The organism is Acidisphaera rubrifaciens HS-AP3 (assembly GCF_000964365.1).
GTDB classification, from domain to species: Bacteria; Pseudomonadota; Alphaproteobacteria; order Acetobacterales; family Acetobacteraceae; genus Acidisphaera; species Acidisphaera rubrifaciens.
This window is the reverse complement of sequence record NZ_BANB01000045.1, coordinates 16,297-28,376: the sequence shown is the minus strand read 5'-3', so window position 1 is coordinate 28,376 and position 12,080 is coordinate 16,297. Positions and strand designations below refer to the sequence as shown.

11 protein-coding genes are annotated in these 12,080 nt (G+C 68.4%); 6 read left to right on the top strand and 5 right to left on the bottom strand.

Annotated elements, in window-relative coordinates; all coding sequences use genetic code 11:
* Positions 1–6: 6 nt before the first annotated feature.
* Positions 7–468, bottom strand: a complete 462-nt coding sequence (locus B8460_RS01545; RefSeq protein WP_048859808.1) for an SUF system Fe-S cluster assembly regulator — start codon at positions 466–468, stop codon at positions 7–9.
* Between B8460_RS01545 and B8460_RS01540 the strand changes: the two genes are divergently transcribed.
* The gene (locus B8460_RS01540) at positions 403–1,548 is read left to right on the top strand and encodes an SDR family NAD(P)-dependent oxidoreductase (RefSeq protein WP_307188608.1); all 1,146 of its coding nucleotides are present in this window, start codon (positions 403–405) and stop codon (positions 1,546–1,548) included. The two genes, B8460_RS01545 and B8460_RS01540, sit on opposite strands and share 66 nt — an antisense overlap.
* Positions 1,549–1,583: 35 nt before the next feature.
* A complete protein-coding gene (locus tag B8460_RS01535; protein WP_052945103.1) occupies positions 1,584–2,225 on the top strand; it encodes an NUDIX hydrolase in 642 nt (213 codons plus the stop codon).
* Positions 2,226–2,234: 9 nt separating this feature from the next.
* Here the strand turns inward: B8460_RS01535 and B8460_RS01530 are convergent, their stop codons facing one another.
* The 3 genes from B8460_RS01530 to B8460_RS01520 all read right to left on the bottom strand — a co-directional run bounded on the left by B8460_RS01530 (position 2,235) and on the right by B8460_RS01520 (position 6,746).
* Positions 2,235–3,071 (bottom strand): MBL fold metallo-hydrolase, encoded by an 837-nt coding sequence (locus tag B8460_RS01530; RefSeq protein WP_048859806.1) that lies wholly within the window; start codon positions 3,069–3,071, stop codon positions 2,235–2,237.
* A gap of 22 nt (positions 3,072–3,093) precedes the next feature.
* Positions 3,094–3,915: an FAS1-like dehydratase domain-containing protein gene (locus B8460_RS01525; protein WP_048859805.1), complete on the bottom strand. Its 822-nt coding sequence runs from the start codon at positions 3,913–3,915 to the stop codon at positions 3,094–3,096.
* Positions 3,916–4,010: 95 nt separating this feature from the next.
* Positions 4,011–6,746: a phosphoenolpyruvate carboxylase gene (locus B8460_RS01520; protein ID WP_048859804.1), complete on the bottom strand. Its 2,736-nt coding sequence runs from the start codon at positions 6,744–6,746 to the stop codon at positions 4,011–4,013.
* A gap of 184 nt (positions 6,747–6,930) precedes the next feature.
* Here B8460_RS01520 and B8460_RS01515 point away from each other — a divergent pair, with 184 nt between their 5' ends.
* Both B8460_RS01515 and B8460_RS01510 read left to right on the top strand, forming a co-directional pair.
* Positions 6,931–8,196: a DUF445 domain-containing protein gene (locus B8460_RS01515; protein WP_241771062.1), complete on the top strand. Its 1,266-nt coding sequence runs from the start codon at positions 6,931–6,933 to the stop codon at positions 8,194–8,196.
* Between the two features lie 53 nt (positions 8,197–8,249).
* Positions 8,250–9,275: an LLM class flavin-dependent oxidoreductase gene (locus B8460_RS01510; RefSeq protein ID WP_048859802.1), complete on the top strand. Its 1,026-nt coding sequence runs from the start codon at positions 8,250–8,252 to the stop codon at positions 9,273–9,275.
* Between the two features lie 20 nt (positions 9,276–9,295).
* On the opposite strand, the gene B8460_RS01505 is transcribed toward B8460_RS01510, so the two are convergent.
* Positions 9,296–9,574 (bottom strand): hypothetical protein, encoded by a 279-nt coding sequence (locus B8460_RS01505; protein WP_148360227.1) that lies wholly within the window; start codon positions 9,572–9,574, stop codon positions 9,296–9,298.
* A 108-nt stretch (positions 9,575–9,682) separates the two neighbouring features.
* On the opposite strand from B8460_RS01505, the gene B8460_RS01500 reads away from it, so the two are divergent.
* Both B8460_RS01500 and B8460_RS01495 read left to right on the top strand, forming a co-directional pair.
* Complete coding sequence (locus B8460_RS01500) at positions 9,683–10,351, top strand: DUF1698 domain-containing protein (protein ID WP_048859800.1); 669 nt, start codon at positions 9,683–9,685, stop codon at positions 10,349–10,351.
* Positions 10,352–10,450: 99 nt separating this feature from the next.
* Complete coding sequence (locus B8460_RS01495; RefSeq protein WP_048859799.1) at positions 10,451–12,061, top strand: L-lactate permease; 1,611 nt, start codon at positions 10,451–10,453, stop codon at positions 12,059–12,061.
* The last annotated feature ends 19 nt before the right edge of the window (positions 12,062–12,080 follow it).

Genomic DNA, 12,080 nt, shown 5'->3' with positions numbered 1-12,080 from the left:
CTAACCCTATTCGGTGACAGGCAGGGAGCGGAGAGCCGCCCCACGGGACAGCGGGTGGACGTTCGGGCGGGATGGCACTCGCATGTCCGCCAGGGTGATCGCGGACAAAGCTGCCGTGATCGCCGCGTTCACGGGACCCCAACGGCCCCGCATCGGACACAGACCGCTCGAACCGCATTCCATCGTCGACCCCTCCACACACGCCGTGAGCGCGATAGGGCCGTCGATGGCGGCGATGACGTCGGCGACCGGAACGGCATCCAGCGGACGAAGAAGGCGATACCCCCCCCGCGCACCGCGGACCGATGCGACGAGGCCGTGGCCCGCGAGCGCCTTCAGGACCTTGGCGACGGTCGGCTCAGGGATGCCGGTCTCGGCGGCAATCGCCGGCGAGGTCTGCATATGGCCCTCCGCCAGCTGGACCAGCACGACGACAGCATAGTCCGTCATCTTGGAAAGGCGCAGCATGACGTCGACCAACTCCCCGACCCACAGCGGACGCCAATAAAGCGGACCGGCGTTGTCCGGTATGGCTCTGAAATGGCGGACCTGCCTCCCGGCGTCAAGGGTATGCCGCCGGCTGCAACCGCTCTAGCCTGGGGCCAGAACAGCATCAGGTCCCGACGCGCGATGTCCGAGTCTCTTCTGCACGGCAAAGTAGCAATCGTCACGGGTGCCGGCGGCGGCATCGGGCGCGAAATCGCTCTCGCGATGGCACTGGCAGGCGCGCGTGTCCTGATCAACGACATCGGCGCCTCGCTCGGCGGCGAGGGACAGTCCGGAACGCCGGCACAGCAGACGAAGCTCATCATCGAGCAGCGCGGCGGCGAGGCGGCCATCAGCACCGACAGCGTCGCCGACTGGGCCTCCGCCCGATCGATCGTGACCGCCGCGCTCGACCATTTCGGCCGGGTCGACATCGTCGTGAACAATGCCGGCATCCTGCGCGATACGATCTTCCACAAGATGACGCCCGAGGACTGGACGAGCGTCATCAACGTGCACCTGAACGGGACATTCTTCGTCAGCCGCGCCGCCGCCGACGTGTTCCGCAAGCAGGAGTCCGGCGCCTTCGTGCATATGACCAGCACGTCGGGGCTGATCGGCAACTTCGGACAGGCAAACTACGCCGCCGCCAAGCTCGGGATCACGGCACTGTCGAAGTCCATCGCCCTTGACATGACGCGTTACAACGTTCGTTCGAACTGCATCGCCCCGTTCGCCTGGAGCCGCATGACAAGCTCCATTCCCGCCGAGACGCCCGAGCAGAAGGCACGGGTCGAGCGGTTGAAGCAGATGACGCCCGACAAGAATGCGCCGCTTGCGGTGTTCCTCGCCTCCGACGCCGCGAAGGACGTCACCGGGCAGGTATTCGGGGCGCGGATGAACGAATTGTTCCTGTTCAGTTCTCCCCGGCCGATCCGCAGCGTCCATAGCGCGGAGGGCTGGACCCCGGAGACGATCGCAACCCGCGCGCTGCCGGCGCTGCAAAGTTCGTTCATGCCGCTCGACCGGTCGGGCGAGGTCTTCAGCTGGGATCCGGTCTGACCGTCCTGAGACACATCTGCCACAATCAGCAGCCCATGGATCAGCCCGATCACCCCGCTTCGCCGCCGCCCGCCGTCTCGGCGCCCGTCGCACGGGCGCGGCACGCGGCCAGCCTGATCGTCCTGCGCCGCGATGCGGCGGGTCCGTCCGTTCTGATGGGCACGCGGGGCGCCGGCCACCGCTTCATGCCGAACCGCCTGGTGTTCCCCGGCGGCCGCGTCGATCCCGCCGACCTACGCGTCCGACCGGCGCACCCTCTGCGTCCCGACACGGAAGCCGCGCTGCGACGGTCCGCCAACCCTGCCCTGGCAACAGCGCTGGCCGTCGCAGCGGCGCGCGAACTGGACGAGGAAACGGGGCTGACTCTCGGCGAGCCGTCGCGCCTCGATCAGCTCCACTATCTGTGCCGGGCCGTCACGCCGCCCGGCCAGCCGATCCGCTTCAACGCACGCTTTCTGGCCGTCGAGCATGATGTCGTCAGCGGCACGCTGGCTGGCTCGGGCGAACTCGAAAATCTCCAGTACTATCGTCTGGACGAGGCCCTCGCCTTCGATCTCGCCTGGGTCACCCGCCGTGTCCTTGAGCACCTGCAGGGATGGCTCGCGATGAACGAGGAAGAGCGGCTGGCGCGGGCGCGTTTCCCGGTCTGCCGCCGGAAGGTATGGGGCTACGAGTAAGGCGCCGGATTACGAGAGTGCGCGCCACGCCACGCCGTCCCGCTCGACGCGCCCTTCCTCCGCCAGCTTGAGCAGGTGCGCGAGCACGTTGCGCTCCGCCATCGGCATGAGATGCGCCGCGAGACCTACGTAGACGTCTGCCGTCAGCTCCGGGATCGATGCCACCGCCCGACGTCTCAGCGCCTCGGCGATGGCTGCCTCGCGCCCGAGGCGATGGGCCCGCAGTTCACGGACGAGATCGAGCGACGCCGCGAGCGGCGGACCATGACCGGGCAGGTAGAGATCGTCGGCGCGCGCCAGAAGCCGGTCGAGGCTACGGACATAGGCACCCATATGGCCGTCCGGCGGGCTCACGATGCTGGTGGACCACGACATGACGTGATCGGCGCTGAAGAGGACCGCCCTGCCATCGGCGGCGGACATCGCGAAGCAGACATGATCGGCCGCGTGGCCGGGGGTATGAAGAGCGGTGATGCCGCCGACCGCGACGCCGTCGTCCAATGCGATGTCGGGACGAAAGCCGGTCAGCGACGGCTGCCGCCATGCCGCGACCGGCGCGCGGGTCGCGGCCTGCAAGGCCGCAAGCGCGCCCACGTGATCGACATGGGTGTGCGTCAACAAGATAAGAGTGATCGGCCGCCCCGCCGCCGCGACCGTCTCGGCGACATGGACCGCGTCATCCGGACCCGGATCGACGACCGCGACGCCGTCGGGTAGATCAACCAGGTACGTATTCGTGCCGTGATACGTAAGCGCTCCGGGATTGCGGGCGACGATCCGCCGGACACCCGACACCACCTCCGTCGCGACACCGCGCCGAGGCTCCGCCTCCGTCAGGAATGGCATGCGACGATCCTCCGCGTAAGCATCAGGCCAGACGTGCCTCGGCCGACATGCAAACCATGCCGTCCTGATCCCGCGTCTCGAGCGCGTAGCCGTCCCGATCCCGCCAGCAGGCAAGCGTCAAAGGCCGGCCATGAAAAGCCGGCCGGCGACCGCGAAAGCTGAAGGAAGACAGACGTGCATCGGGCACGAAGTCCGTGAGCAAGCCAGCGAGGAGGGTCGCCTGCAGCGGTCCGTGAACGACCAGCCCCGGATAGCCCTCCACGCGCGTCACGTAGTCCAGATCGTAGTGAATACGGTGGCCGTTCCCGGTCAGGGCGGAATAGCGGAAGAGCATGACGGCATCCGGAACGATCGTCCTGCTACGCGCGCCGGCCGGCAGCGGGCTCCCGGGCGTGCCCCTCTTGACGGCTGGTCCGTCGCTGCCGCGATAGACGATGTCATGCTCTTCCTCGATGGCAACCCCGCCATCGCCGGTGATCACATGCCCGACCGTGACAAAAACCAGACGGCCTGATGCGCCAGCCTTTTCGTCGATACGCCGGATCGTGCTGACGCGCTTCACCGCCTCGCCCGCTCGCAGCGGCGCCAGGAATCGCAGGCGGCCGCCCGCCCACATTCGGCGCGGAAGATCGTGCACGGGCGGCAGAAAGCCGCCGCGCTTGAGATGACCGTCATCACCCAGGGCGCTCGCGGGCGCCCATTCTTGAAACAGCGTCCAGTGCCACAACGGCGGAAGTTCTTCCGGCTCCGGTCGGTCAATCGTCGCAGCCAATCCATGCAACAGGAGCGGCGAGACGTGATCCGCGCGCGTCTCCTGACGGCCGAGGTAGTCGGCGTAGCTCATAGCATCCACTCGATCGATGGTGTCAGCCCCGGCCAGGGCCGGACAGGACACGCTCCGCTCTACGTGAAGCGCGATGCCCCGTCCACTCCGGGCGATCAGCCGAACGCGCCGACCTCGTGGGTAATGGCGGTGGCAATTTCACGGACGAGATCGAACAGGACGCGCATCGGTTCGAAGATCTCCGCGTGCTCACGCACGTAGGCGTCCGATGCGCGCGGTCCGCGCGGCTCGCCATAATCGCGTTCCGTCGCGGGGTCCGGCGCCGCCGGGAAGATGTTGGTGAGCAGTTCGAGCACCGCGGGGATATCGAGACGGAGGATACGCGCCTCCACCGCCTGCCGGGTGATGCCATACCGCGGCGAGAACTCCGGAATGCGTGTGCCGAGCAGCCATATACGGTGAATGAGCCCAAGCCTGAGCGCATGCAGCAGCACTTCGCGGTCCGCCATGCGCGGTGCTTCCGCCCAGCCGGCGCGCATCACCAGGTGATCGACCTGGATGCGCCGGAACATCGCGAGCGCCGGTGCCCAGAGATTCGCCCGCTCGAGCGCGCGCGCCACCGCCGTCAGCGCGACCGAACGCCCCGGCAGGCGCGTATGTCCCGCGCGATCGAGCCACGAGCCGGGATCGATGGTCGCGATGACGGCACGCAGGACGTCGACGTCGGAATGCAGCAGACCATGCTCCGCCAGATCGATCGCGCGGCTGAATCGCCGGCTCTTTGCGTGCATCTCGAGGAAAGTCTCGGGATGCCGCTCGACGGCGGCGCCGAGTCCCTGCAGCGTGTTGGCGCACCAGCCCAGTTGCTGAAGGATGGCGTTGTTACGGATCGCGCGAAGTTCTCGCGGATGGCGCAGCACCGCCGGGCCGCCGACGCCGTCCTGCTGGCGGGCATCCGGGCGCGATCCGGACGGATCCAGCAGCGCCGGACCGAACGCGCCGAGGAGGGCGACATAGCCCGGGTCCTCAACCAGTTCTTCCATGTTGGCGCGGATGGTGGCGAAGAAATCAGACGCGAAATCCGGCTCGGCATAGACCGGGTCATCGATCGGGCCGGACGGCTCGGCGAAGGCATGTTCCGCGATGCGCGCGACCGTCGCGGTCGCGAGGGTCGGCGTGCCGAACAACAGGTAGCCGTCGCCGCCCTGAAACGCACTCTCCTCGCGCACGCGAAGGCCCGCCTTGTGCAGCGCCTGCCGGCTCGCCGTGGGTGACAGGTATTTCAGGCGGTCGGACAGCGAGCCCGGATGGGCACCGCGCCCGATGCTTTCGCCATGCGTGTCGAAAAGGATGATCTCGACGCCCCTGACGTCGTGCTTCGCGAGCGTCTCGGCGATCTTCATGCGCAGGCGCTCTATCAGGTAGCTGGCGGCGAGCTGACCGACGAAGCGCCCCGAATCCGAATAGCCGAACTGCAGGGAGAGTTTACCGGTCTTTTGCAGGTATGCCCGGTACTGCGGGCTGCGCAGCGCCTCGTCGAGAAGCCGCGCGCCCTGCTCCAGCGCATCCGCCGTCTCGAACAGCGGACTGATCTCGATTCTATCCGCGATCCCGAAACGGCGCGCGAGCCAGAGGGCGCTGAGCAGCGTGTATCCAGTCTCCGTCTCGGCGATCAGGAAACGGACGGGGGTCGAGGCATCGACGTGCTTGACGATCTGCGCGACCGTCATCATCAGCCTCACCGCCGACGCCTGCTCGGCGATCAGCGCGCCGAAATCCACCGGGACCGGCTGCACCTCGTCAAGCGCGGCGTTGATGGCGGCGAGCACGGTCCGGCGCCGCGCGGGGTCGCCCGGCGGCTCCTCGATGCCGAGACGTTGGCGGATCGCGTTGTGCAGCTGCGCCGAGTTCAGGCGCACATGTGTATGCGCCAGCGAAAGACCATGGCCGGCCACGCCAGCGCGTATGACAGCGAGCCGCAGCCGCGTATCGGGTGCCGCCTCGGCGATCGCCGCATCAAGCGCCTCCAGAAGCGGCGCGGTCGAGACGAGGGCCTCGTCGCGACGACCGATCAGCGCCGCGGCGAAGCGTTCCACCTCATCCGGCTCCGGCGCCGCGGGCGCCGCCTCGATCTGGGCGGCCACGGTGTCGGCAGCGCGTTGCGCCAGGGCATGCGCCGCCGCCGCCGCGTCGATCCCCGCCGTCTGGGCGACAATGCGCTGGAGCTGAAGGTGCTTCATGGCCAAGCGCAGCCGCAGCGTGTCCCACCAGCCGATATCGGAGCGTCCGTCGGTGTCGTATCCGACCCAGCTCGACAGTACCACCGCGCGGGGACACAGGCTCGCCCAGCGGTCGCGCCAGACGCCGCGCGCCGCGGTGATCAGCGCCTCGTTCAGCTGGTCGATGGCGTCGCGGCCGTTCTGCATGGCCACGACCGCCTGATCGAATTCCTCCTGCAGCGTCGGCTTTGTGGGACGGTGCGTCTCGAAGTCGGGCGCCGGCTCGCCACAGACCAGGCGGGCCAGCGCCGCGTTCACGTCGGCCGGAAGCGCGAAGGTCGGATGTGCCGTAAACACCGCCGCGAACCGGATGCGTTCGACCTCGCTCTGGAAGTGCCGCCACGGCACCGGGCTGTCGTGGGGATCGGGCTGAACCAGATGCTGCGCCAATTTTTCGAACGCGGCCGCGGGCCGGTCGAGGCCGCCGACATAGGCCGCGATCCGACCGGCGCGGTCGGCGAAGGCCTCATCGCGCAGCGCGCGCACGATTGCGCCGATGGTGGCGGTATCGAGTTGCCCCTGATCCGTCATGCGGGTGATCGCCAGCGCGACCGAAAGGACGGGATTGCCGAACGGATCCTCCGCCGCCCGCGCGCGCGCGCGGGCGGTCATGGCAAGGAGGTCTTGGACGATGTCGGTATGTGGCAAGTGACCATCTGGCATGCGACCAAATCTGCCCTCAACAGCGTCTTTGCGCAACGCACAAAGCGAGCCCGGCGCCGGCCCGCATGCTGCTGCCCCCCGGCGTGGCAGCGGCCGGCGGGGCGTGGTAGCGAAAACCGCGATGCATGCCCCAGTGACTGATCCGGATGCGCCGGCGCGCCGTGCGCTCGCCCGCCATCGCGCCATGGCGACGGGACTTTTGCTGCTGATGGGGGCGGCGATGATCCTGAGCTATGCGCTGCCGGCCGGGTGGCCCGCCGATATCCTGTTGGCGGCCTCGAAGGCGGGGGGGATCGGCGGCCTCGCCGACTGGTTCGCGGTAACCGCCCTGTTCCGCCATCCGCTCGGGCTGCCGATCCCGCACACGGCGATCCTCCCCCGCCAGAAGGAACGGCTCGGCCGCGCCCTCGGCCGCTTCGTCTCCGCCTATGTCGTGACCGAACCGGAAGTCTCGCGCACCCTGGCGCGGCTCGACGTGCCCGGGTTGGTGCGGGCGGTTCTCGCCGATCCGTCGGCGGCTCGGCCGGCCGCCGAGGCGATCGCGGGCCTCCTGCCGAGGCTGCTCACGACGATCGAGGACGGCCGCGCCCGGCGACTGGCGGCGCTGATCGTGCCGCGCCTGATCGGCACCGCCGGCGCGGGTCGGATCGTGGCGCGGGCGCTGCGCGGGCTGGTCGAAGGCGGACGGCATCAGGACGTGCTCGGCTTCGTGTTGACGGAGCTGAAGCAGGCCCTGGCTGCCCGCGAAGACGCCTTGCGGGCCGCGATCGAGGAACGGGTACGCGAGCAGGGCGGCCGGCTGGTGGGCTGGGCGCTCGGCGCCTCGATCGCCCGGCGTGTCCTCACGACGATCAACGGCGAACTCGACCGGATGGGTCCGGACAGTTCGGACCTGCGCGCCGCCTTCGACGAATGGGCGCGCCGCGAGATCGAAAAGATCGAGCAGGACCCGAAGCGCGCGGCCGAGATAGGCCGCGGCCTCCGTCGGGTGATGGCCCATCCGACGGTGCAGGCATGGGTCTGGGATGTCTGGACGCGTTTCAGGCAAGTGGTGGAGGCGGACGCCACCCGCCCAAACGGACGCACCATCCAGACAATCGAAGGCGCGCTGGCTCAACTCGGCACCATGCTCGACAGCGATCCCGCCATCCGCGCGACCGTCCAGCACGCCGCCGAACGGGTGGTCTTCCGCTTCCTCCCCGCCGCACAGGCGAACCTTGCGGACTTCATCGCGTCCGTCGTCGCCGGTTGGGACACGCGGACGATCACGGACCGGCTGGAATTAAGGGTCGGCAAGGACCTGCAGTTCGTGCGGGTCAACGGCACCCTCGTGGGCTTCCTCGTCGGCGGTCTTCTCTATGCCGTGCTGCGTCTCGCCACCGGCCACGGCGGCCCGTGACCCGTGGCACCGGCGGCGCCCGCGCCCCATGTTCCGTGCGTTGGAGGCTCAGCATGCGCTTGTCCGTCCTGGATCAATCAACCGTCGTCACCGGCCGCACCCCCGCGGAGTCGATACGGGAAAGTCTGGCCCTCGCGCGTCTGGCCGAGTCCCTCGGCTACGCGCGCTACTGGGTCGCGGAACATCACAACAGTGACAGCCAGGCCGGGACGGCACCGGAAATCCTGATCGGAGCGATTGCCGCTACGACTGCGCGCATCCGCGTGGGCTCCGCCGGCGTCATGCTGCCGCACTACGCCGCGCTCAAGGTCGCGGAACAGTTTCGCGTCCTCGAGGCCGTGGCACCCGGGCGGATCGATCTGGGCCTCGGCAGGGCGCCCGGGTCGGACGGACGGACCGCTTTTGCCCTGAATCCCCGCGCCGACACCGCCGCCGATCAGTTTCCGGCGCAGATACGCGATCTGTTGGCCTGGGTATCCGGCCAGAAGCTGGTCGACGGACACCCCTTCAGGGACGTCCGTGCCCAACCCGCGGGCCCGACCACGCCGGAGGTCTGGATCCTCGGCAGCTCCGACTACGGCGCACAGGTCGCCGCGTATTTCGGGCTGCCCTACTGCTATGCGCACTTCATTACCGAGGGGCGTGGCGCCGAACAGGCGATCGACGCCTATCGCACGCAGTTCAGGCCGAGCGCGCAGCTCGCCGCGCCGCATGTCGCGGTCTGCGTCTGGGCGCTGGCCGCCGACACACGACAGGAGGCCGAACGCCTCCTTACCTCCCGCCTCGCCTGGCGGCTTGGACGGAACCGCGGTCTGTTCGAGCCTCTGATGTCACCGGACGAGGTAGCGGCGCGCGCCTTTTCGGATGCCGAGCGCGCCCACATGGAGGCTGGCCGGTCCGTATCGATCTACGGCACCGGGGAAGAGGTTGCCCGACAGCTCGACGCGCTCGCGTCGGGTCTTGGGGCGGACGAGGTGGCGGTGCTCACGACAGTCCATGACCCACAGGCCCGGCGCCGATCCTATACGCTTCTGGCCGAAGCGTCCGGGCTGACGTCAGCCGCGCTCGTCGCGGCCTGACGCCGGCCGAATCGGCTAACTCAGCGCCAGGGATCGCGGGGCGTAGGGGCGCCGCCGGGCGGCGAGCGGGGCATGACGGCCGAAAACGCGGCCCGCCGTCGCCACATCTGGAAGCGAAACGCGCCCCATGCGACAAGCCCGGCCATGATGACAACGGGTATCAGCGCCAAAGCGAGCCCAAAGGCCAGCAATCCGGCCGCCAGCATCGCGCCGAGGACGGCGATCACGATGGCGCCCCGCAACACGCGCGCCATCAGGGGCGGCACGGACGGCGTCCGGATATGCCCCTCGAGGTCCATGTCGATCAGCCGGTCGTCGCGTTCCCAACCCATCGACAGTGCAGGTGTGACCGGCGCGCTCGGGCTTCAAGACCGGCGGCCGGCGCCTGACGGAGACGCCGCCCCGCCATGACCACCGCCGAACTGCAGCGCGAAATCCAGTCGCTCCGCTGGTTCCACCAGATCGATTTCGGCGACGGGGTGCTCAGCCCGGGCTGGATCAAGGCATCGAAGATCCGCCGGATGTCGCGCATGATCTTCGACCGACCCGTGACCGGGCGGTCGGTGCTCGATATCGGCTGCTGGGACGGCGCATACTCGATCGAGGCGGCGCGGCGCGGGGCTGCCCGGGTGCTTGCCACCGATCATTTCGCCTGGGCGCCCGGTAGCTGGGGCGACCGCCGCTGCTTCGACCTTGCCCGCGACCGGCTTGCCCCATCGATCGAGGCTCTGGACATCGACCTGCCGGACCTGACGGTCGGGCGCGTCGGCCGATTTGATATCGTTCTGTTCTGCGGTGTTTTTTACCATCTGCGGCACCCGTTTCAGGTGCTGGAGCAGGTGGCGGCGCTGGCGACCCAGACGCTGGTCGTCGAAAGCCGCCTGATCGCGCCGTTCAGCCGCCGCCCGTTCATGCGCTTCTATCCGAACGACGAACTCGACGGGGATCCCACCAACTGGTGGTCCCCCAATCGTGCCTGCATGGAGGCTATGCTGCGCTCGCTCGGCTTCCGGTCGGTTCGTTTCACGCGGCCGGATTGGCGGTTGCGCCGCGGACTTTTCCACGCGGAGCGCTGATCCAGCCCGACCGGCGGCGGGACTGTTCAACGGCGGACGAATCCGGCATTGGTCCGGACAAGCGGCACGCCGCGGCGACGTCCGGGAGCAAGAACCAAAATGTTCCAGCAACTGCTGACCCCGATCGGGGGGAGCCTGTCGGCCTCCTTTCTGGTGGCGCTGACCCCGATCCTGACCGTCCTCATTTTGCTGGGCGCCCTTCGTCGCCCGGCGTGGCAGGCCTCGCTGGCGGGCCTGATCGTGGCGCTGATCGTCGCGGTCGGTTTCTGGCAATTCCCGCCGCACCTGGCGGCCGCCGCCATCGGCAACGGCGTCCTGTTCGCGCTGCTGCCGGTGATGTGGATCGTCTTCACCGCGTTGCTTCTGTATAATGTCGCCGTAACGACCGGTCACTTCGACGCGTTTCGCGATTGGGTGATGAACCACCTGCCGAACGACCGGCGCGTCGTCCTTGTGGTCATCGGGTTCTGCTTCGGCGCGCTGCTGGAAGGCGTTGCCGGCTTCGGCACGCCGGTCGCGATCACCTCGTCGCTGCTCATCATGGTCGGCTTCCCGCCGCTGGAAGCGCTCGTGTTCACGCTGATCTTCAATACGGCGCCCGTGGCCTTCGGCGCGCTGGGCGTGCCGATCACGACGCTCGGAAAGGTCACCGGCCTGCCTGCGATGGCGCTGGGCCAGATGGTCGGCCGGCAGCTGCCGTTCCTCGCCTTCCTGCTGCCGTTCTACGTCATGACGATCTACGGCGGCTTTCGGTCGGTGCGGGCCTTGTTCCCGATGCTGCTCGTCGCGGGCGGCAGCTTCGCCCTGTCGCAGTTCGTCGCGTCGAACTACATCGACTACCAGCTCACCGACGTGCTTTCGTCGCTCGGTGCCCTGATCGTCACCATCCTGTTCCTCCAGGTCTGGCGGCCGGCACCGGACCCGCTGCACGCGATCGCGCCCCTGACCGCCCGGCCCGCGACCCGCGGCACGACCCCCGTCGCGCCCTGGCGGGGCTGGATACCCTGGGTCGTCGTTGCCGCCGTCGTGATCGTCTGGACTGACTACAAGGTCTTCGCGGTCGGGGCGCAGACATTCCCGTTCCCAGGCCTGCACAACCAGGTCGCGATCACGCTGTACGGCGGAAAGCCCTATGCGGCGTTGTATACGTTCCAGCCGCTGTCGACCGGCACGGCCATCCTGATTGCCTCGATCATCACCGCCGTTCTCTGCGCCTGCTCGCCCGCCGCGTTCCTCCGCTGCATCGGTCAGACATGGCGGCAGACGTGGCTTGCCATCGTGACGGTGGCGCTGATCATCAGCGTTGCGTTTCTGATGAACTACTCCGGGCTGTCCTACACGCTCGGTAAGGGCGTCGCCGCGGCCGGTCCGATCTTCATCCTGCTGTCGCCGTTCCTGGGCTGGATCGCCGTGTTCCTGTCGGGCAGCGACACCTCCGGCAATGCCCTGTTCGGCAACCTGCAGGTGGTCGCAGCCCACCAGCTCAATCTCAATCCGGTGTTGATTGCCGCGACCAACTCCTCCGGCGGCGTGCTAGGCAAGATGATTTCGCCGCAAAACATTGCCACCGGCGTCGCGGTCACGAACCTCAAGGGCCACGAAGGCGCCGTCTTCGCCCGCACGTTCGTGCATAGTGTGGCTCTGACGATCCTGCTCGGCCTTCTGGTGGCGCTGCAGCAATACGTCGTGCCGTGGATGATACCGCACTAGCGGACGACGGGCCCCACAC

Bases quoted from the DNA above. Each gene is read 5' to 3' on its own strand.
- B8460_RS01540 (WP_307188608.1), top strand. From the start codon at position 403: ATGGCCCTCCGCCAGCTGGACCAGCACGACGACAGCATAGTCCGTCAT.
- B8460_RS01545 (WP_048859808.1), bottom strand. From the start codon at position 468: ATGCTGCGCCTTTCCAAGATGACGGACTATGCTGTCGTCGTGCTGGTC.
- B8460_RS01535 (WP_052945103.1), top strand. From the start codon at position 1,584: ATGGATCAGCCCGATCACCCCGCTTCGCCGCCGCCCGCCGTCTCGGCG.
- B8460_RS01530 (WP_048859806.1), bottom strand. From the start codon at position 3,071: ATGCCATTCCTGACGGAGGCGGAGCCTCGGCGCGGTGTCGCGACGGAG.
- B8460_RS01525 (WP_048859805.1), bottom strand. From the start codon at position 3,915: ATGAGCTACGCCGACTACCTCGGCCGTCAGGAGACGCGCGCGGATCAC.
- B8460_RS01520 (WP_048859804.1), bottom strand. From the start codon at position 6,746: ATGACCGCCCGCGCGCGCGCGCGGGCGGCGGAGGATCCGTTCGGCAAT.
- B8460_RS01510 (WP_048859802.1), top strand. From the start codon at position 8,250: ATGCGCTTGTCCGTCCTGGATCAATCAACCGTCGTCACCGGCCGCACC.
- B8460_RS01505 (WP_148360227.1), bottom strand. From the start codon at position 9,574: ATGGACCTCGAGGGGCATATCCGGACGCCGTCCGTGCCGCCCCTGATG.
- B8460_RS01500 (WP_048859800.1), top strand. From the start codon at position 9,683: ATGACCACCGCCGAACTGCAGCGCGAAATCCAGTCGCTCCGCTGGTTC.
- B8460_RS01495 (WP_048859799.1), top strand. From the start codon at position 10,451: ATGTTCCAGCAACTGCTGACCCCGATCGGGGGGAGCCTGTCGGCCTCC.